The sequence below is a fragment of the Streptomyces cyaneofuscatus genome, from assembly GCF_033109485.1.
GTDB classification, from domain to species: Bacteria; Actinomycetota; Actinomycetes; order Streptomycetales; family Streptomycetaceae; genus Streptomyces; species Streptomyces cyaneofuscatus.
Genome location: NZ_CP137002.1, coordinates 4,053,509 through 4,072,790, shown reverse-complemented (window position 1 = coordinate 4,072,790; position 19,282 = coordinate 4,053,509). Strand labels below are relative to the sequence as shown.

Below are 19,282 nucleotides of genomic sequence, written 5' to 3'. Positions count from 1 at the left end.
GCGCCCGTGGCTCCACTCACGCTCTACTCCTCGTGCTCCCCGGTCGAAGGCTCCGTGCCCTCGACAGTGCCCTCTACCACGCTCTCGGCGTGGACCTCGGCCGTCTCGCTCTCAGCATCATCGGCCCCATCGACCTCTTCCGCCTCACGACCGGCCTCGGCATTGCGCGCGATGCCGACGACGGCATCCCGCTTGCCCAGATTGATCAGTTGGACGCCCATGGTGTCACGGCCCGTCTCCCTGACTTCATTGACTCGCGTACGAATCACACCGCCGCCGAGCGTGATGGCGAGGATCTCGTCGGTCTCCTCGACCACCAGCGCACCGACGAGCGAGCCCCGGTCCTCGACGATCTTGGCAGCCTTGATGCCGAGGCCGCCGCGGCCCTGGACGCGGTACTCGTCGACGGGGGTGCGCTTGGCGTACCCGCCGTCGGTTGCGGTGAAGACGAACGTACCGGGCCGGACGACATTCATCGAGAGCAGTTCGTCTCCCTCACGGAAACTCATGCCCTTGACGCCCGAGGTGGCACGGCCCATCGGCCGCAGCGCGTCGTCCGTCGCGGTGAACCGGATCGACTGCGCCTTCTTGCTGATGAGCAGCAGATCGTCCTCCGCCGACACCAGCTCGGCACCGATCAGCTCGTCGTCGCCGCCCTCCGGCATCTCGCGCAGGTTGATCGCGATGACACCGCCCGAGCGAGGCGAATCGTAATCCTTGAGCGCGGTCTTCTTCACCAGACCGCCCTTCGTCGCCAGGATCAGGTACGGCACGGCCTCGTAGTCGCGGATCGCCAGGATCTGGGCGATCTTCTCGTCCGGCTGGAAGGCCAGCAGGTTGGCGACGTGCTGACCGCGCGCGTCCCGGCCGGCGTCCGGGAGCTCGTAGGCCTTGGCCCGGTAGACGCGGCCCTTGTTGGTGAAGAACAGCAGCCAGTGGTGCGTCGTGGAGACGAAGAAGTGGTCGACGATGTCGTCCTCCTTCAGCTTCGTTCCGCGCACCCCCTTGCCGCCGCGCTTCTGCGAGCGGTAGTCGTCCGTCTTCGTGCGCTTCACATAGCCGCTGCGGGAGATCGTGACGACGATGTCCTCCTCGGCGATCAGGTCCTCGATGGACATGTCACCGTCGAAGGGCACCAGCTTGGAGCGCCGGTCGTCGCCGAACTTCTCGACGATCGCGGCCAGTTCCTCGCTGACGATCTGGCGCTGCTTGGCAGGCGAGGCCAGGATCTCGTTGTACTCGTTGATCTTCGCCTGGAGCTCGTCGTGCTCGGCGGTGATCTTCTGGTGCTCCAGCGCGGCCAGCCGGCGCAGCTGCATCTCCAGGATCGCGTTGGCCTGGAGCTCGTCGATCTCCAGCAGGCCCATCAGGCCCTCACGCGCGATCTCCACGGTGTTGGAGCGGCGGATGAGGGCGATGACCTCGTCGATGGCGTCCAGGGCCTTCAGGAGGCCGCGCAGGATGTGCGCCCGCTCCTCGGCCTTGCGCAGCCGGAACTTCGTACGCCGGACGATGACCTCGATCTGGTGCGTCACCCAGTGGCGGATGAACGCGTCGATCGAGAGCGTGCGCGGGACGCCGTCGACGAGCGCCAGCATGTTGGCGCCGAAGTTCGTCTGGAGGTCGGTGTGCTTGTACAGGTTGTTCAGGACGACCTTGGCGACCGCGTCCCGCTTGAGGACGACGACCAGGCGCTGCCCCGTACGCGAGGAGGTCTCGTCGCGGACGTCCGCGATGCCGCCGACCTTGCCGTCCTTGACCAGGTCGGCGATCTTCTGCGCGAGGTTGTCGGGGTTGGTCTGGAACGGCAGCTCGGTGACGACCAGGCACTGGCGGCCCTGGATCTCCTCGACCGCGACGACCGCGCGCATCGTGATGGAGCCGCGGCCGGTGCGGTACGCCTCCTCGATGCCCTTGCGGCCCACGACCAGCGCGCCGGTCGGGAAGTCGGGGCCCTTGATGCGCTCGATCAGCGCGTCCAGCAGCTCCTCGTGCGAGGCCTCGGGGTGCTCCAGATACCACTGGGCACCGGCGGCGACCTCGCGCAGGTTGTGCGGCGGGATGTTGGTCGCCATGCCGACCGCGATGCCCGCGGAGCCGTTGACCAGCAGGTTCGGGAAGCGGGCCGGCAGGACCGTCGGCTCCTGGTTGCGGCCGTCGTAGTTGTCCTGGAAGTCGACGGTCTCCTCGTCGATGTCCCGGACCATCTCCATGGACAGCGGCATCATCTTGCACTCGGTGTACCGCATGGCGGCGGCCGGGTCGTTGCCCGGGGAACCGAAGTTGCCGTTGGAGTCCACGAGCGGCATCCGCAGCGACCACGGCTGCGCGAGGCGCACCAGGGCGTCGTAGATGGAGGAGTCGCCGTGCGGGTGGTACGTACCCATGACGTCACCGACGACGCGGGCGCACTTGTAGAACCCCTTCTCGGGGCGGTACCCGCCGTCGTACATCGCGTACAGCACCCGGCGGTGGACGGGCTTGAGGCCGTCCCGTACGTCGGGCAGCGCACGCGAGACGATGACGGACATCGCGTAGTCGAGATAGGAGCGCTGCATCTCCGTCTCGAGCCCGACGGGCTCGACACGCAGGCCCACACCGGGGACGGTCTCTTCCTCGGGCGTCACGGGTTCAGGTGTCACAGGGGTGTTCTCGTCGGCCATTGCTGGTCAAAGTCCTTTCGAGCTGCGGCGTCGCTGGTACGGCCGACTCAGATGTCGAGGAAGCGGACGTCCTTGGCGTTGCGCTGGATGAACGAGCGCCGTGCCTCGACGTCCTCACCCATGAGCACCGAGAACAGGTCGTCGGCCTGCGCCGCGTCGTCCAGCGTGACCTGGCCGAGGACCCGGTGGTCGACGTCCATGGTCGTGACGCGCAGCTCTTCGGCGTTCATCTCGCCGAGGCCCTTGAAGCGCTGGATCGAGTCTTCCTTGATCCGCTTGCCGTTCTGCTTGCCGAGCGCCACGAGCGCGTCGCGCTCCCGGTCCGAGTACGCGTACTCGAAGTCGTCCCGGCCCCACTTGATCTTGTAGAGCGGCGGACGCGACAGGTAGACGTTGCCCTGCTCGACCAGCGGCCGCATGAAGCGGAAGAGGAAGGTCAGCAGCAGGGTGTTGATGTGCTGGCCGTCGACGTCGGCGTCCGCCATCAGAATGATCTTGTGATAGCGGAGCTTCTCGATGTCGAAGTCCTCGTGGACCCCGGTGCCGAAGGCCGAGATCAGCGCCTGGACCTCGGTGTTCTGCAGGATCTTGTCGATCCGCGCCTTCTCGACGTTCAGGATCTTGCCTCGGATGGGCAGGATCGCCTGGTACATCGGGTTGCGGCCGGACTTCGCCGAACCACCGGCGGAGTCACCCTCGACGATGAAGATCTCGCACTTGGTGGGGTCGTTCGACTGGCAGTCGCTCAGCTTGCCGGGCAGCGAGGCGCTCTCCAGGAGCCCCTTGCGCCGCGTCAGGTCGCGCGCCTTGCGGGCCGCCACGCGGGCGGTCGAGGCGGCGATGCCCTTGCGGATGATGTCGGCGGCCTCGTTGGGGTTGCGGTCGAACCAGTCCGTCAGCTGCTCGTGGACGACCTTCTGCACGAAGGTCTTGGCCTCCGTGTTGCCCAGCTTGGTCTTCGTCTGGCCCTCGAACTGCGGCTCGCCCAGCTTCACCGAGATGATCGCGGTGAGGCCCTCGCGTACGTCCTCACCGGTGAGGTTGTCGTCCTTCTCGCGCAGCAGCTTCTTGTCGCGCGCGTACCGGTTGACCAGGGAGGTCAGCGCGGCGCGGAAGCCCTCCTCGTGCGTACCGCCCTCATGCGTGTGGATCGCGTTGGCGAAGGAGTAGACCCCCTCGGTGTACTGCGTGTTCCACTGCATGGCGATCTCGGCCGAGAGGAGACGGTCCTTGTCCTCGGCCTCGATGTCGATCACCGACTGGTGGATGACGTCGCCCTTGCGGGAGTTGAGGTACTTGACGAAGTCGACGATGCCGTTCTCGTAGTGGTACGTGACGGACCGCGTCGTCTCCTCCTCGGGCACCTCGACGGCCTCGGCGCTGTCGGCGCCCGCCGTGGCCTTCGCCGACTCGCGCTCGTCGGTCAGCTTGAGGGTGAGGCCCTTGTTGAGGAACGCCATCTCCTGGAAGCGGCGCGAGAGGGTCTCGAAGCTGTACTCGGTGGTCTCGAAGATGTCGCCGTCGGCCCAGAAGGTGACCGACGTGCCCGTCTCGTCCGTGGCCTCGTGCTTGGCCAGCGGGGCGGTGGGGACACCGAGCTTGTAGTCCTGGGTCCAGCGGTAGCCGTCGGTCTTGACCTCGACCGCGACCCGGGTGGACAGGGCGTTGACGACGGAGACACCGACGCCGTGCAGACCGCCGGAGACGGCGTAGCCGCCGCCGCCGAACTTGCCGCCCGCGTGCAGCACGGTGAGCACGACCTCGACGGCCGGCTTGCCCTCGGACGGCACGATGCCGACCGGGATGCCACGGCCGTTGTCGATCACGCGCACGCCGCCGTCGGCGAGGATCGTGACGTCGATGGTGGTCGCGTGACCCGCCATCGCCTCGTCGACCGAGTTGTCGACGACCTCCTGCACGAGGTGGTGCAGGCCGCGCTCACCGGTCGAGCCGATGTACATACCAGGCCGCTTGCGGACCGCGTCCAGCCCTTCCAGCACGGTGATCGCGCTGGCGTCGTACGAGGTCGCGGCCTCGCCCGACTCGCCGGCTGTGGACGGAATGTTCTCGTTGGGGTTGCCGGAATCGGCCACGAAGCGCCCTTTCTGGCACAGCACAGGCCGTCTTCCGGACAGGCGGGAGCGGCTGCGTCGTTCGGCTTGTATCGACGACTCCCGCCTCAGCGGCGGGATTACTCACCAGTCTACCGGTAGCACTGACATGAATGGGGGTTTGCCGGTACCTGAGTACGCATGTGCCGCCCTGAATCGGCGGTTGACGACTCCCCATATTCAGGGAGGGGCCCCAAGAGGCCCTGACGGGCATTGAGCGCTTCGGCCTGTCAACCTCCCGCTACGGTGAGGGACGCTCCGGCCGCACCCCCCGGTTTCCGCCGGTACGAACCGTGGTGAACCGGGAGCTCCGGGCCGCCCGAAGCCCCGTGCGCGAGCATCAGGGACACGACAAGATCCAGCCAAAAGTGCAGCTCAGGGTTGGGGCGTGACGAGTCCGGTCAGAAGTCGGAGGGCGGTGGGGCACTCACCCGTAGGTGTCGCCGGGCCCCTTGCTGCCGGGCGCCCGCAGCGGGCCGAACCGGCGCTCCGGGCCCCCCGGACCGAGCACCTTGATCATCCGTACGGTGCCCTGCCCCAGATCCGCGTTGAGCCGGGCCACCAGTTGCGGGGCCAGCAGCCGTAGCTGGGTCGCCCACGCCGTGGAGTCGCAGCTCACAGTGAGCACCCGCGCGGCCGGGTCCTCGTCGTAGCGGAGCGGGACGCAGTGGTTGGCCAGATCGTCGCCCACGATCTGCGGCCACCGCCCCATCACACCGCCCACCGCCGCCGGGGTCTCCCAGCCGCGTTCGGTGATCAGCCGGTTGATCGCGGAGCCCAGGGGCTGCGGATCGCGGCCGTCCGAGCGGGCCCCGGAGCGCAGCCCGCCGCCGCGCCTCGCCTGCTTCTTCTGCTGGGCCGCCGCGCCCCGCGCCCTGGCCTGCTCCTTCGCCGCCCGCAGCGCGACCCTGGCGAGGTCGACCCCGGACACCTCGGGGGACTTGGGGCTCCCGGCGGCCGCCGGCGTACCAGCTGCTCCGGCGCCCGTACCGTCCGTACGGGAAACGCTCCCCGACTCCTCACCGCGGCCGGTCATACCCGCTCCACCTCGCCCGCCGACACCGCGTACCGCGCCCCCGCCAGCACGCCCGGCACGTCCTCCGCCACCGCGGCCGTCACCAGCACCTGCTCGCCCGGGGCCACCAGCTCCGCCAGCCGCTCCCGGCGGCGGGCGTCCAGCTCGGCGAAGACGTCGTCCAGGACCAGCACCGGCTCGTTGCCCTCGGCGCGCAGCAGCTCGTAACTGGCCAGCCGCAGCGCCAGCGCGTAGCTCCAGGACTCCCCGTGGCTCGCGTACCCCTTCGCGGGCATGGAGCGCAGGCCGAGCAGCAGGTCGTCCCGGTGCGGGCCCACCAGCGTCACCCCGCGCTCGATCTCCTGCTTGCGGACCCCGACGAGCGCCGCGGTCAACCGCTCGTACAGGGCCTCGCGGGTGCTCGCCGGGTCGATGTCCTCGCCCACCGAGCTGCGGTACTCCAGGGTCACCGGGCCGCCGCCCGGCGCCACGTCCCCGTACGCCTTGTCGGCCAGCGGCTGGAGCGTGGCGATCAGGTCCAGGCGCTGCGCGAGCAGCTCGGCGCCGACCCGGCCCAGGTGCTGGTCCCAGACGTCGAGGGTGGACAGGTCCATCGAGCGGCCGCCGTGCCGACGGGCCATCGCGGCGGACTTCAGCAGGGTGTTGCGCTGCTTGAGCACCCGCTCGTAGTCGGAGCGGACCCCGGCCATCCGGGGCGAGCGCGCGGTGATCAGCTCGTCCAGGAACCGCCGCCGCTCCCCGGGGTCGCCCTTGACCAGCGCCAGGTCCTCCGGCGCGAACAGCACCGTCCGTACGATCCCCAGCACGTCACGCGGTCTGACCTGCGAGGACCTGTTGATACGGGCCCGGTTGGCGCGGCCGGGGTTGAGCTCCAGCTCGATCAGCTGGGAGCGCTCGCCCTGCGTCACCGCCGCGCGGATCACGGCCCGCTCGGCGCCCATCCGCACCAGGGGGGCGTCCGAGGAGACCCGGTGGCTGCCGAGGGTGGCGAGATAGCCGACGGCCTCGACGAGATTGGTCTTGCCCTGCCCGTTGGGCCCCACGAACGCGGTGACGCCCGGGTCGAGAGGGACCTCGACCCGGGCGTACGAGCGGAAGTCGGCCAGCGAGAGATGGGTGACGTGCATGGTGGCCGACCTCTCCCGACAGTGCTTCCTTGTTGTCGCGGCGCCGGCGCTGGGCCGGCGGCGCGATCAGTTCTCGTTCTTGGACTCGACCGCGTGGCCGCCGAACTGGTTGCGCAGCGCGGCGATCATCTTCATCTGCGGCGAGTCGTCCTGGCGCGAGGCGAACCGCGCGAACAGGGACGCCGTGATGGCCGGCAGCGGCACCGCGTTGTCGATCGCGGCCTCCACCGTCCAGCGGCCCTCGCCGGAGTCGGCGGCGAAGCCCCGGAGCTTGTCCAGGTGCTCGTCGTCGTCCAGGGCGTTGACCGCGAGGTCGAGCAGCCAGGAACGGATGACCGTGCCCTCCTGCCAGGAGCGGAAGACCTCGCGCACGTCGGTGACGGAGTCGACCTTCTCCAGGAGCTCCCAGCCCTCGGCGTAGGCCTGCATCATGGCGTACTCGATGCCGTTGTGGACCATCTTCGCGAAGTGGCCGGCGCCGACCTTGCCCGCGTGGACGGAGCCGAAGTCGCCCTCGGGCTTGAGCGCGTCGAAGATCGGCTGGACCTTCGCCACGTTCTCCTCGGTGCCGCCGTACATCAGGGCGTAGCCGTTCTCCAGGCCCCAGACACCGCCGGAGACGCCGCAGTCGACGAAGCCGATCTCCTTGAGGCCCAGCTCGACGGCGTGCTTCTCGTCGTCGGTCCAGCGCGAGTTCCCGCCGTCGACGACGACGTCGCCGGGCGAGAGCAGCTCGGCGAGCTCGTCGATCGTGGACTGGGTCGCGGCACCGGCCGGGACCATGACCCAGATGACCCGCGGGCCCTTCAGCTTGCCCACAAGCTCTTCGAGACTGTGGACATCGGCGACATCCGGGTTGCGGTCGTAACCGATGACGGTGTGGCCTGCGCGGCGGATGCGCTCGCGCATGTTGCCGCCCATCTTGCCGAGGCCGACGAGACCGAGCTCCATCAGAGATTCCTTAAGCGTCGTGGCGATAGCGTCGGGGCGTTGCCCGCCCGGGTCCGAGCCTACGCCCGGCGGGGCTCAGCACGGCGGGACAGCACGGCCGGGACAGCGCGGTGGGCCCGCTCCGCGCCGAACGGGCCCACCGGGAGAATCCGGAACAGCTGGATCAACCGCGTCAGCCGGAGAGGCGCACCGGCATGATCAGGTACTTGTACGCGTCGTCCGCCTCGGCGTCCACGGCCGGGCGCCCGCTGAGCAGGGCGGGCTTGGTGGACGTGGTGAAGGAGAGCTGGGCGACCGGGGAGTCGATCGCGCTCAGACCGTCCAGCAGGAACGTCGGGTTGAAGGCGATCGAGATGTCGTCGCCCTCCAGCACCGCGTCGACGCGCTCCACAGCCTGTGCGTCGTCGCTGGAACCGGCCTCCAGGATCAGCACGCCCTGCTCGAAGCTGAGCCGGACCGGGGTGTTGCGCTCCGCGACGAGGGCCACACGCTTGACGGCCTCGACGAAGGGGGCGGTCTCGATGACCGCGACCGAGTTGAACTCGGTGGGGAAGAGCGTGCGGTACTTCGGCAGGTCGCCTTCGAGCAGCCGCGTGGTCGTCGTGCGTCCCGCGCCCTCGAAACCGATCAGCCCCTCACCGGCACCGGAGCCGGAGAGCGCCAGGGTGACCGTGTCACCGCTGGTGAGCGCCTTGGCGGTGTCCAGGAGCGTCTTGGCGGGCACCAGGGCGACCGCGGAGGCCTCCGGGTCCTCCGGCTTCCAGAGGAACTCGCGGACCGCGAAGCGGTAGCGGTCGGTGGAGGCGAGGGTGACGGTGTCGCCCTCGATCTCGATGCGCACACCGGTCAGCACGGGCAGCGTGTCGTCGCGGCCCGCGGCGATGGCGACCTGGGCGGCGGCCGATGCGAAGACCTCACCCGGGACGGTGCCCGTGGCGGTCGGCATCTGCGGCAGCGCCGGGTACTCCTCCACAGGCAGTGTGTGGAGGGTGAAGCGCGAGGAGCCGCAGACCACCGTGGCTCGTACACCGTCTGTGGAGATCTCCACCGGGCGGTTGGGGAGGGCGCGGCAGATGTCGGCGAGCAGCCGGCCGGAGACGAGCACCGTGCCGTCCTCGTCGACCTCCGCGTCCACGGAGACCTTGGCCGAGACCTCGTAGTCGAAGCTGGAGAAGGAGAGGGCTCCGTCCTCGGCCTTCAGCAGAAGGCCCGCGAGAACGGGCGCCGGCGGACGGGCCGGGAGGCTGCGGGCCACCCAGGCCACCGCCTCCGCGAGTACATCGCGCTCCACCCGGATCTTCACCGGAACCGCCTCCTGCTGTTGCTCGCTCGCACTGCTGGCCTTCGTCGTCTGGACCGGAGTTCCCTGCCGACGGCCGGGGTGGCTCCGGGGTCCAGTCTGACGCACGGCACCGACAGTCGTTGCTGCTCGGGGTCAAGTCGAGCAAAACGCGGCGAGGCGGTCGCCGGTCGAGTTGTACACAGGCCCCACTTCGAAGCGGATTCTTGGCTAACTCTGAGTGGTAGTAGTAGTAGGCCCTGTGGAAACCGTGGATAACGTCGTTTGCGCAGGTCAGCACCGGTTTTTTGTCCACCGACCCTGTGGGTGGCACCCGTGGACAACCGGGGCTTTCTGTGGACGGGCGGAAGTTCTGCACACCCGATGCACAGGAGGGGGTCACTTCTCCCCAGGCCTGTCCCCAGCTTTACCCACGTTCCCCACAGCCCAATCAGGCAGCTTGGTGTGACGCCTTTCACTCCGGGTGGTGAGAGGGCGTGTTCCGTTGCCGAACAGTGGACGAAGGTGTGGAGAAGCCGGTCCGAGCTGGGGACAACAGCGTCCAGCTTGTGGGCCGACGGTGGACAACCGGAAGCTCCCCCTGTGGACGAGAGAACTGTCCACAGGCTGTGGATCACGGTTGACCACAAATCCCCAACCACGTGACCTGGCCTGATGGAGTATCGGCAGCCGGGCCTGTGGACGCAATATGGACAACTTCCCGGTCCCCAGGCTGTGGACGGAAGAAACTCCGCACATCTGTGGAGAAGGGCCTCTGAGCAGCCCGTATTCGAACAGTCCCGGTGCGGAGGAGACCGCTGCGACGGCTCCCGGGACCCCTCAGGAACGACGAAAGGCGCCTCGCACGGACCGTGGGAGGTCGGTGCGAGGCGCCTTGTGAGGTCTTGAGAGGGCTTCGTCAGCCGTTCTTGATGCGGTTGGTGAGCTCGGTGACCTGGTTGTAGATGGAGCGGCGCTCGGCCATCAGCGCCCGGATCTTCCGGTCCGCGTGCATCACCGTCGTATGGTCGCGGCCGCCGAACTGCGCGCCGATCTTCGGCAGCGAGAGATCCGTGAGCTCCCGGCACAGATACATGGCGATCTGGCGCGCCGTCACCAGGACCCGGCTGCGCGAGGATCCGCAGAGGTCCTCCACGGTCAGACCGAAGTAGTCCGCAGTGGCCGCCATGATGGCCGGCGCGGTGATCTCCGGTGCCGACTCCTCGCCGCCCGGGATCAGGTCCTTCAGCACGATCTCGGTCAGCCCGAGGTCCACCGGCTGCCGGTTGAGGGAGGCGAAGGCCGTCACCCGGATCAGGGCGCCCTCCAGCTCACGGATGTTGCGCGAGATCCGCGAGGCGATGAACTCCAGGACCTCCGGAGGCGCGTTCAGCTGCTCCTGCACCGCTTTCTTACGGAGGATGGCGATCCGGGTCTCCAGCTCGGGCGGCTGGACATCGGTGGTCAGCCCCCACTCGAAGCGGTTGCGGAGCCGGTCCTCCAGCGTCACCAGCTGCTTGGGCGGCCGGTCCGAGGAGAGCACGATCTGCTTGTTCGCGTTGTGCAGCGTATTGAAGGTGTGGAAGAACTCCTCCTGCGTCGACTCCTTGCTCGCCAGGAACTGGATGTCGTCGACCAGGAGGATGTCGACATCGCGGTACCGCTTGCGGAAGGTGTCGCCCTTGCCGTCGCGGATCGAGTTGATGAACTCGTTGGTGAACTCCTCCGAGCTCACGTACCGCACCCGGGTGCCCGGGTAGAGGCTGCGCGCGTAGTGCCCGATCGCGTGCAGCAGGTGGGTCTTGCCGAGCCCCGACTCCCCGTAGATGAAAAGGGGGTTGTACGCCTTGGCGGGTGCCTCGGCCACTGCTACGGCGGCGGCGTGCGCGAACCGGTTGGAGGCGCCGATGACGAAGGTGTCGAAGAGGTACTTCGGGTTCAGCCGGGCGTGCGGCTCACCCGGTCCCGGCGCGGGGGCGGGCTGGGCGCCCATCGGGCCGGGACCGGGACCGCCGGTGCGCCCGGGGCCGGGACCGCCCTGGCGGTGCTGCTGGTCGTGCTGGTCGTGGCGGTCGCGCTGCTGCTCGTACCCCTGGCGCTCGGGCGGCTGCGACCGGTAGTCGTGCTGCGGCTGCTGGGGGCGGCCGGTGCCGTAGGGCTCGCGCCACTGCTCGGAGGGCTGGTCGCGGTACGACTCGGTCTCGCGGTAGGTGTCGGAGGCGGGCTGCTCGCGGTCCTGGTAGCCCCCGTGCCGCGGCTGCTGCCAGGAGAGGTCCTCCTGGGTACGCGGCCAGGCGCCCGGCTCGGGGCGCTGCTGCTGGTAGTCGGGGTAGGCCGGGCGGGCTGTCGGCATGCCGTCGTCGGAGGGGCGGTGGCCGTACCCGTCGTACCCGTCGTCGCGCCCGTCGTCACGCGGCTGCCCCTGGTAGCGGTGGCCCTGCTGGCTCTGGTGCGACTGGTGCATGGGGGGCGCCGGCGGGGAGGGCGGCTCGCCCGCGGAGTCGTCGACGGTGATCGCGATCCGGATGGGGCGGCCGCACTCCCGGGTCAGCGTCTCGCTGATCAGCGGGGCGAGGCGCCCCTCGAGGACGCGCTTGCCCCATTCATTGGGGACGGCCAGGAGTGCGGTGTCGGCGACGAGTGCCAGCGGCTGGCAGCGCTCGATCCACTGCTTGTCCTTCGGCTCGATGCCCTGCTGGCCCTCCCCGAGGAGTTGTTCCAGCACTCGTGGCCACACTGCGGCAAGATCGGCAGGTACGTCAGCCACAAGGCACGCTCTCTCGCATGTCCCACGAATGTGTGGTTCTCGGGACGGGGTGGGTCGGGATGGGTGAGGCCCGGCAGTCGGGAAGGAAAAGAACCGGAGTTCAGCCACGGTAGTCAGGCCGGGCCGCACGGTTCAAGTTGTTGTCCACAGGCTGTGCACAATGGGGGGTCGCGCGGAGCCGGTTTGACCGGATGGCGTAGCCGCGCGTACCGTGACCAGGTCGAGTTGTCGATGGCTGCTGCCGCCTGCCTCCGATGGGCAAAGATCACGATCTGTGATTGTGAAGCGGTGCACTAAGGCGTTTACGCGAGTTCCTCGTGGGCGCACGGTGACAGCCAGGCGATGTCCCGCCAAGACACGAATCATTTCTGGAGCCCCCGAGTGAGCAAGCGCACCTTCCAGCCGAACAACCGCCGTCGCGCCAAGACCCACGGCTTCCGTCTGCGCATGCGTACCCGTGCCGGCCGTGCGATCCTCGCGAACCGCCGCGGCAAGGGCCGCAGCAGCCTGTCCGCCTGATCGCTTACAGGTCCATGACGTGCTGCCTACCGAGAATCGGCTGAGGCGGCGCGAGGACTTCGCGACCGCGGTACGACGAGGACGTCGAGCCGGACGTCCACTGCTCGTCGTCCATCTACGCAGCGGTGAAACGGACCCGCACGTGACGGGGGAGACTCTCCCCGCGCCGCGTGCGGGTTTCGTTGTCAGCAAAGCGGTGGGAGGGGCGGTCGTCCGCACCGCGGTGAAGCGGAAGCTTCGCCATCTGGTCCGCGACCGGCTGGCGCAGCTGCCCCCCGGTAGCCTTGTTGTCGTACGAGCGCTGCCCGGTGCGGGCGACGCCGACCATGCACAGCTGGCCCGAGACCTGGATGCCGCCCTTCAGCGGTTGCTGGGAGGGGGCGCGAGATGAAGTACCCGCTGCTTGCCCTCATCAAGCTGTACCAGTGGACGATCAGCCCACTCCTCGGGCCTGTCTGCCGCTATTACCCGTCGTGTTCCCACTATGGATATACGGCTATCGACCGGCACGGTGCGATCAAGGGAACGGCGCTGACCGCCTGGCGCATCCTGCGATGCAATCCGTGGTCACCCGGCGGTGTGGACCATGTCCCGCAACGCAAGCGTCCGCGGTGGCACGAACTGCTGCGCAACGGCCTGCGCGGCGGCAAGGGCGGGGAGCCCGCCGCTGATGTGCCGTCCGGGGGGCCGGTCTCCGAACCCCCGAGCCCGGCCACAGAGACCTCGCCCAATGCTCAAGGAGCCTGATTAGTGGACACGATTGCCAGTCTGTTCAGCTTTATCACCACGCCCGTCTCATGGATCATCGTCCAGTTCCACAAGGTCTACGGAGCGCTCTTCGGCGATGACTCCGGGTGGGCCTGGGGCCTGTCCATCGTGTCCCTGGTGGTGCTGATCCGGATCTGCCTGATCCCGCTCTTCGTGAAGCAGATCAAGTCGACCCGCAACATGCAGGTGCTCCAGCCGAAGATGAAGGCGATCCAGGAGCGCTACAAGAACGACAAGCAGCGTCAGTCCGAAGAGATGATGAAGCTGTACAAGGAGACGGGCACCAACCCGCTCTCCTCGTGCCTTCCGATCCTGGCGCAGTCCCCGTTCTTCTTCGCCCTGTACCACGTGCTGTCGTCCATCGCCTCGGGCAAGAAGATCGGCGCGATCAACCAGGAACTGCTGGACAGCGCCCGTCAGGCCCACATCTTCGGCGCGCCGCTGGCCGCGAAGTTCACCGACAGCGTCGACAAGCTCAACTCGCTCGACGCCTCGCTGCTGGACGTCCGGGTCGTCACCGCCGTCATGATCGTGCTCATGTCGGCCTCGCAGTTCTTCACCCAGCGCCAGCTGATGACGAAGAACGTCGACCTCACGGTGAAGACCCCGTACATGCAGCAGCAGAAGATGCTGATGTACATCTTCCCGGTCATCTTCGCCGTGATGGGTGTCAACTTCCCCGTCGGTGTCCTCGTCTACTGGCTGACCACGAACGTCTGGACCATGGGTCAGCAGATGTACGTGATCAACCAGAACCCGACGCCGGGCAGCAAGGCGCAGGACGCCTACCTCCAGCGGGTGCTCAAGACCGTCGACTCCCGTGGTCAGGTCCGTGGCCGGACACAGCGCCGGACCGTCAAGGCGATCGTGGCCAAGGGGCCGGACCGCAACGACATCGAGCGCAAGTTCATCACCGGGCTGAGCAAGAAGGGTCTCGTCGCCCAGGAGGACGGCACCGTCAAGAAGGGCGAGGTCGTTCCCGAGGGAGAGGGCGCCGCGGCCAAGCGCCAGCAGCCCAAGCGCCAGACCAAGGCGAAGCGCCAGACGGCCGCCACCGCCGGTGCGGCCGCCAAGGACGAGCCCGCGGCCGGCTCCAAGACCTCGCTCCAGAAGCAGGACGCACCGCAGGACGACAAGCCGACGTCGGCGGGCAAGTCCGCCTCCGGCTCCTCACGCCAAGCCAAGTCCGGACAGCGCAAGGGCCCGCAGCGGCCCAAGCACCCGTCCAAGAAGTAAGAAGGAGTCCACCCGTGACGGAAGGCACCACCTCCAAGGCCGCCGCCGAGGGGAGCGACACTCTGACCCGCCTGGAGCAGGAGGGGGAGATCGCAGCCGACTACCTCGAAGGCCTGCTCGACATCGCCGACCTTGACGGTGACATCGACATGGACGTCGAGGCGGACCGGGCCGCGGTATCGATCATCAGCGACTCCCCGCGTGAACTCCAGAAGCTCGTGGGGCGCGACGGTGAGGTGCTGGAGGCGCTCCAGGAGCTGACCCGGCTGGCGGTCCACCGGGAGACCGGCGACCGCAGCCGTCTGATGCTGGACATCGGCGGCTTCCGGGCCAAGAAGCGCGAGATCCTCGCCGAGCTGGGTGCCAAGGCCGCCAACGACGTCAAGACCTCGGGCCAGCCGGTCAAGCTGGACCCGATGACGCCGTTCGAGCGCAAGGTCGTGCACGACGCGATCGCCGCAGCCGGTCTCCGGAGCGAGTCGGAGGGCGAGGAGCCGCAGCGCTTCGTCGTCGTACTCCCGGCCTGACCGGATCCTTGTACTGTCGGCCCCGTCTGTTCGCAGGCGGGGCCGATCTTTGTCAGCCTGATAGTCAGCCACCCCCAGTGCGCTAGTGCGGTACGGAAGGACGGTCCCCGTGACGGACGCTGCAGAGCTCCCCCAGGCACCTGAAGAGGCGCAGGCGGTATTCGGAGAGCTCTTCCCGGAGGCTGTCCGGTACGCGGAGCTGCTCGCCGATGCCGGCGTGAAGCGGGGCCTGATCGGCCCCCGTGAGGTGCCGCGGCTGTGGGAGCGGCACCTGCTGAACTGCGCTGTGCTCTCCGAGGTGGTGCCGGAAGGCGTCACGGTCTGCGATGTGGGCTCGGGCGCCGGCCTGCCCGGTATCCCGCTGGCCCTGGTACGCCCCGACCTCAAGATCACGCTGCTGGAGCCGCTGCTCCGCCGGACGAACTTCCTCCAGGAAGTCGTCGAGCTGCTCGGCCTGGACCATGTGACGGTGGTGCGCGGGAGGGCCGAGGAGGTCCTCGGGACGCTTCAGCCCGTCCACGTGGTGACCGCTCGTGCCGTGGCGCCGCTGGACCGGCTGGCAGGCTGGGGCGTGCCCCTGCTGCGGCCCTACGGGGAGATGCTCGCGCTGAAGGGCGACACCGCCGAGGAGGAGATCAACGGCGCCCGGGCGGCCCTGAGCAAGCTCGGTGTGCTGGAGACCGAGGTGCTCCAGGTCGGCGAGGGCGTGGTCGATCCGCTCTCCACGGTGGTGCGCGTGGTGGTGGGCGAGAGCCCGGGTGGTGTGAGGTTCGCCGCAAAGAGGGCCAAGGCCGCGCGGGTGGGGCGCACCCGACGCCGCCGCTGAGGGCTGCCGCTCGCGTCGGGGCCGGCCGGGTGGAGAACGGTCCGGCATGGCCCCTTCCAAGAGATCTCTGCCGTCTAGCAGTGAAATGCCGGGAAAGCGGCCATCTGTACCCCCTGCGGAGTGTCGTGGCCTGGTAGTTGCGATGCGGGGGCATCGTGTTTCACGTGAAACGTCGCTCTCTGCTGCAGGGAATCATCGGCCGCGGTCGTGCGGCTGCCGCACCGCGCGACCGGAAACCCGTACGGGTTACCGAGTTGTCCACACACCCGGATTCATCCACAGATCAGCGGGCCTCGCTGGTTCACGACCCCGAAAGCATGGCAGGCTCTCCTCATTGCGAGCCTGAAGTCGAGGAGAGTGAACCGTTGCGGTCCGACGCCAACATCGCGGGACCGATGACCGATCCGGTCCCCGGCCCCCGAAGCGAGTCCGTAGGGGACGGTGTTTCACGTGAAACACCGCCGCCGATGGACGACACACCCATCGGTCGCGCTGCCCAGCTGGCCGTGGAGGCCCTCGGTCGTGCCGGTGAGGGGCTGCCTCGCCCTGACCGGACCCGCGTCATCGTGGTGGCCAACCAGAAGGGCGGGGTCGGTAAGACGACCACGACGGTCAACCTCGCTGCTTCGCTGGCCCTGCACGGTGCTCGGGTCCTGGTGGTCGACCTCGACCCCCAGGGCAATGCCTCCACGGCGCTGGGGATCGATCACCACTCCGACGTTCCGTCGATCTATGACGTGCTGGTGGAGAGCCGGCCGCTCTCCGAAGTGGTGCAGCCTGTTCCGGACGTCGAGGGTCTCTTCTGCGCCCCCGCGACGATCGATCTCGCCGGTGCGGAGATCGAGCTCGTGTCGCTGGTGGCGCGGGAGAGCCGGCTCCAGCGGGCCATCCAGGCGTACGAGCAGCCGCTGGACTACATCCTCATCGACTGCCCGCCCTCCCTCGGCCTGCTCACGGTGAACGCGATGGTGGCCGGGGCGGAGGTACTGATCCCCATCCAGTGCGAGTACTACGCGCTGGAGGGCCTGGGTCAGCTGCTGCGCAATGTCGACCTGGTGCGGGGCCACTTGAACCCGGATCTGCATGTGTCCACGATCCTGTTGACCATGTACGACGGCAGGACCAGGCTCGCCTCCCAGGTCGCCGAGGAGGTCCGTACCCACTTCGGCAAGGAAGTGCTGCGGACGAGCATCCCGCGGTCCGTCCGTATCTCCGAGGCGCCGAGTTACGGGCAGACCGTGCTGACCTACGACCCGGGGTCCAGCGGCTCGCTCTCGTACCTCGAAGCCGCCCGGGAGATCGCCCTGCGGGGTGTCGGGGTGCACTACGAGGCCCAGCACGCCCACGCGATTCAGAACAGCCAGCAGAACGTTTCGGAGGGCATTCAGTGAGTGAGCGACGTAGAGGGCTGGGGCGTGGGCTCGGTGCGCTGATCCCCGCCGCTCCCCAGGAGAAGCAGGTCCCGGGCCCCGGGGGCGGTTCCGCCCCCGGTGGGGGACCGGTTCTGACGGCGGAGCGAGGGGTGGCGGCCGCGAAGGTGACCGCACTCCCGTCGTCCCCAGTGGTGCCGGAGCCGGCGTCCGCGCCGGACCAGGAGTCGGGGACGTCCGGTGCGTACTTCGCCGAGCTGCCCATCGGTTCGGTCACGCCGAACCCCCGTCAGCCCCGTGAGGTCTTCGACGAGGACGCCTTGGCCGAGCTGGTCACCTCCATCAAGGAGGTGGGTCTTCTTCAGCCGGTCGTCGTACGCAAGGTGGGGGCGGACCGCTACGAGCTCATCATGGGCGAGCGCCGTCTGCGCGCCTCCCGTGAAGCGGGCCTGGAGCGGATTCCGAGCATCGTCCGCGACACGGACGACGAGAAGCTCCTCCTGGACGCCCTGCTGGAGAACCTCCACCGGGCTCAGCTGAACCCGCTGGAGGAGGCTGCCGCGTACGACCAGCTCCTCAAGGACTTCAAGTGCACCCATGACCAGCTGGCCGACCGGATCGGGCGGTCCCGGCCCCAGGTGTCCAACACACTGCGCCTCCTGCGGCTCTCGCCGCCCGTGCAGCGGCGGGTGGCCGCGGGCGTTCTCTCGGCCGGCCACGCCCGCGCCCTGCTGTCGGTGGACGACTCCGAGGAGCAGGACCGGCTGGCCCACCGCATCGTGGCGGAGGGGCTCTCGGTCCGCGCGGTCGAGGAGATCGTGACGCTCATGGGTTCGCGTCCCACGAGCTCGCCCAAGCCGAAGGGCCCCCGGGCCGGTGCGCGGCTGTCCCCCGCACTGACCGATCTGGCGACCCGGCTCTCGGACCGCTTCGAGACCCGGGTGAAGGTCGACCTGGGCCAGAAGAAGGGGAAGATCACCGTCGAGTTCGCCTCGATGGAGGATCTGGAGCGGATTCTCGGCTCCCTCGCCCCGGGTGAGGGAAAGGTGCTGGAGCGCCGTCTCGCCGAGGCTCCCGACGAGGACGACGAGAGCTGACTCCCCTGGCGTCCGCTTGCCCGTAGGACCGCGTGAAAGGGCGGGCCGTGTTCCGGTGCTCACCGGAACACGGCCCGCCCTTTGCCCTCTCTCGGTATCCGCATCACCTCTGGGTGGATACGATGCGATCTGGGATGGCGCATCCACGGTGATCGACCTCGGAGGAGGGCGGGGACCTTGCGAACAGTGAGCCGCAGCCGGCTGGTGACGGTCGGGCTGGGCCTGGGAGCCGTCGGGGGATTCGTCGGCAGTCTGTTCCACGAACGGAACGCGCTGGCGGCCGCACGCAATGCGGCGGGCGAGAGAAGTGAGGGATCGCCGCCATGGGGCGTCGGCTTGTACCGCTCACCTTGGACAACCTTCAAGATCTCCCCGAGCGCTGCCGTGCGTGCGTCTTCTGGGAGCTTGACCCGGTCAGCGGGGAAGCCGCGGTAAAGGCGGGCAAGCCGGAGCTGGAGAAGGAGGCCTGGATCTCCGCGGTGCTCCTGGAGTGGGGGTCCTGCGGTCGGGTGGTCTATGTGGACGACGTCCCGGCGGGGTTCGTCCTCTATGCGCCGCCTGCCTACGTCCCACGCTCGACGGCCTTCCCCACCAGCCCGGTCTCCCCCGACGCCGTTCAGCTCATCACCGGTCTGATCGTTCCGGGGTATCAGGGCCAGGGGCTCGGTCGCGTCATGGTGCAGACGGTGGCCAAGGACGTGTTGCGCCGGGGCTTCAAGGCGATCGAGGCGTTCGGGGACGCCCGGGCGGAAGTGTTCGGCTGCGTGCTCCCGGCGGATCACCTGCTGGCGGTCGGCTTCAAGACCGTGCGGCCCCACCCCCGGTATCCGCGACTGAGACTGGAACTGCGGACGACGCTCTCCTGGAAGGAGGATGTCGAGATGGCTCTCGACCGGCTCCTGGGGGCAGTGCAGAAGGAACCGGCGCTGCGCCCGCTCTGAGCGGACTCGGACGGTACGGAAACGGGCCCACCCCGTTGAGGGGGTGGGCCCGTTTCACGTGAAA

General features: G+C 68.6%; 16 protein-coding genes. 9 read left to right on the top strand and 7 right to left on the bottom strand.

From position 1 onward, the window contains the following. Window positions 1-23 precede the first annotated feature (23 nt). The 7 genes from gyrA to dnaA all read right to left on the bottom strand — a co-directional run bounded on the left by gyrA (window position 24) and on the right by dnaA (window position 11,934). Window positions 24-2,663, bottom strand: coding sequence for a DNA gyrase subunit A (gene gyrA, locus R2B67_RS17945; RefSeq protein ID WP_018513885.1), 2,640 nt, complete (start codon window positions 2,661-2,663; stop codon window positions 24-26). Window positions 2,664-2,710: 47 nt separating this feature from the next. Beyond that, window positions 2,711-4,780, bottom strand: coding sequence for a DNA topoisomerase (ATP-hydrolyzing) subunit B (gene gyrB, locus R2B67_RS17940; protein ID WP_018513884.1), 2,070 nt, complete (start codon window positions 4,778-4,780; stop codon window positions 2,711-2,713). A 421-nt stretch (window positions 4,781-5,201) separates the two neighbouring features. Next, window positions 5,202-5,705 carry a DciA family protein gene (locus R2B67_RS17935; RefSeq protein ID WP_018513883.1) on the bottom strand — a complete coding sequence of 168 codons (504 nt, stop codon included), beginning with the start codon at window positions 5,703-5,705 and terminating at the stop codon, window positions 5,202-5,204. A gap of 101 nt (window positions 5,706-5,806) precedes the next feature. Next, window positions 5,807-6,937 carry a DNA replication/repair protein RecF gene (gene recF, locus R2B67_RS17930; RefSeq protein WP_109978594.1) on the bottom strand — a complete coding sequence of 377 codons (1,131 nt, stop codon included), beginning with the start codon at window positions 6,935-6,937 and terminating at the stop codon, window positions 5,807-5,809. A gap of 66 nt (window positions 6,938-7,003) precedes the next feature. After that, a complete protein-coding gene (gnd, locus tag R2B67_RS17925) occupies window positions 7,004-7,888 on the bottom strand; it encodes a phosphogluconate dehydrogenase (NAD(+)-dependent, decarboxylating) (protein WP_018513881.1) in 885 nt (294 codons plus the stop codon). A 172-nt stretch (window positions 7,889-8,060) separates the two neighbouring features. Then, complete coding sequence (gene dnaN, locus R2B67_RS17920) at window positions 8,061-9,191, bottom strand: DNA polymerase III subunit beta (RefSeq protein WP_015609839.1); 1,131 nt, start codon at window positions 9,189-9,191, stop codon at window positions 8,061-8,063. An 895-nt stretch (window positions 9,192-10,086) separates the two neighbouring features. Continuing rightward, window positions 10,087-11,934 (bottom strand): chromosomal replication initiator protein DnaA, encoded by a 1,848-nt coding sequence (dnaA, locus tag R2B67_RS17915; RefSeq protein ID WP_109978595.1) that lies wholly within the window; start codon window positions 11,932-11,934, stop codon window positions 10,087-10,089. Between the two features lie 381 nt (window positions 11,935-12,315). Here dnaA and rpmH point away from each other — a divergent pair, with 381 nt between their 5' ends. The 9 genes from rpmH (at window position 12,316) to R2B67_RS17870 (ending at window position 19,218) form a co-directional block, all read left to right on the top strand. Then, a complete protein-coding gene (gene rpmH / locus R2B67_RS17910; protein ID WP_003967884.1) occupies window positions 12,316-12,453 on the top strand; it encodes a 50S ribosomal protein L34 in 138 nt (45 codons plus the stop codon). Between the two features lie 19 nt (window positions 12,454-12,472). Then, window positions 12,473-12,844 carry a ribonuclease P protein component gene (gene rnpA, locus R2B67_RS17905; protein WP_076967655.1) on the top strand — a complete coding sequence of 124 codons (372 nt, stop codon included), beginning with the start codon at window positions 12,473-12,475 and terminating at the stop codon, window positions 12,842-12,844. Next, window positions 12,841-13,200 carry a membrane protein insertion efficiency factor YidD gene (gene yidD, locus R2B67_RS17900; RefSeq protein ID WP_076967656.1) on the top strand — a complete coding sequence of 120 codons (360 nt, stop codon included), beginning with the start codon at window positions 12,841-12,843 and terminating at the stop codon, window positions 13,198-13,200. The genes rnpA and yidD overlap by 4 nt, the downstream gene beginning before the upstream one ends. A 3-nt stretch (window positions 13,201-13,203) precedes the next feature. Continuing rightward, on the top strand, window positions 13,204-14,457 hold the full coding sequence (gene yidC, locus R2B67_RS17895) for a membrane protein insertase YidC (protein ID WP_317819467.1): 1,254 nt from the start codon (window positions 13,204-13,206) through the stop codon (window positions 14,455-14,457). 14 nt (window positions 14,458-14,471) lie between these two features. After that, window positions 14,472-14,984 (top strand): Jag family protein, encoded by a 513-nt coding sequence (locus tag R2B67_RS17890; protein ID WP_109978597.1) that lies wholly within the window; start codon window positions 14,472-14,474, stop codon window positions 14,982-14,984. Window positions 14,985-15,093: 109 nt separating this feature from the next. Continuing rightward, complete coding sequence (gene rsmG, locus R2B67_RS17885; RefSeq protein WP_018513875.1) at window positions 15,094-15,810, top strand: 16S rRNA (guanine(527)-N(7))-methyltransferase RsmG; 717 nt, start codon at window positions 15,094-15,096, stop codon at window positions 15,808-15,810. Between the two features lie 317 nt (window positions 15,811-16,127). Continuing rightward, window positions 16,128-17,201 carry an AAA family ATPase gene (locus tag R2B67_RS17880; RefSeq protein ID WP_078533204.1) on the top strand — a complete coding sequence of 358 codons (1,074 nt, stop codon included), beginning with the start codon at window positions 16,128-16,130 and terminating at the stop codon, window positions 17,199-17,201. Next, entirely contained in the window at window positions 17,198-18,277 is a 1,080-nt protein-coding gene (locus R2B67_RS17875) for a ParB/RepB/Spo0J family partition protein (RefSeq protein WP_317819464.1), read from the top strand. The genes R2B67_RS17880 and R2B67_RS17875 overlap by 4 nt, the downstream gene beginning before the upstream one ends. A 323-nt stretch (window positions 18,278-18,600) precedes the next feature. Beyond that, on the top strand, window positions 18,601-19,218 hold the full coding sequence (locus R2B67_RS17870) for a GNAT family N-acetyltransferase (protein ID WP_317819463.1): 618 nt from the start codon (window positions 18,601-18,603) through the stop codon (window positions 19,216-19,218). Window positions 19,219-19,282: the final 64 nt, after the last annotated feature.

Excerpts from the sequence above, each read along its gene's own strand:
- gyrA (WP_018513885.1), bottom strand. The coding sequence starts at position 2,663 with ATGGCCGACGAGAACACCCCTGTGACACCTGAACCCGTGACGCCCGAG.
- yidD (WP_076967656.1), top strand. The coding sequence starts at position 12,841 with ATGAAGTACCCGCTGCTTGCCCTCATCAAGCTGTACCAGTGGACGATC.
- recF (WP_109978594.1), bottom strand. The coding sequence starts at position 6,937 with ATGCACGTCACCCATCTCTCGCTGGCCGACTTCCGCTCGTACGCCCGG.
- R2B67_RS17880 (WP_078533204.1), top strand. The coding sequence starts at position 16,128 with ATGGCAGGCTCTCCTCATTGCGAGCCTGAAGTCGAGGAGAGTGAACCG.
- R2B67_RS17870 (WP_317819463.1), top strand. The coding sequence starts at position 18,601 with ATGGGGCGTCGGCTTGTACCGCTCACCTTGGACAACCTTCAAGATCTC.
- gnd (WP_018513881.1), bottom strand. The coding sequence starts at position 7,888 with ATGGAGCTCGGTCTCGTCGGCCTCGGCAAGATGGGCGGCAACATGCGC.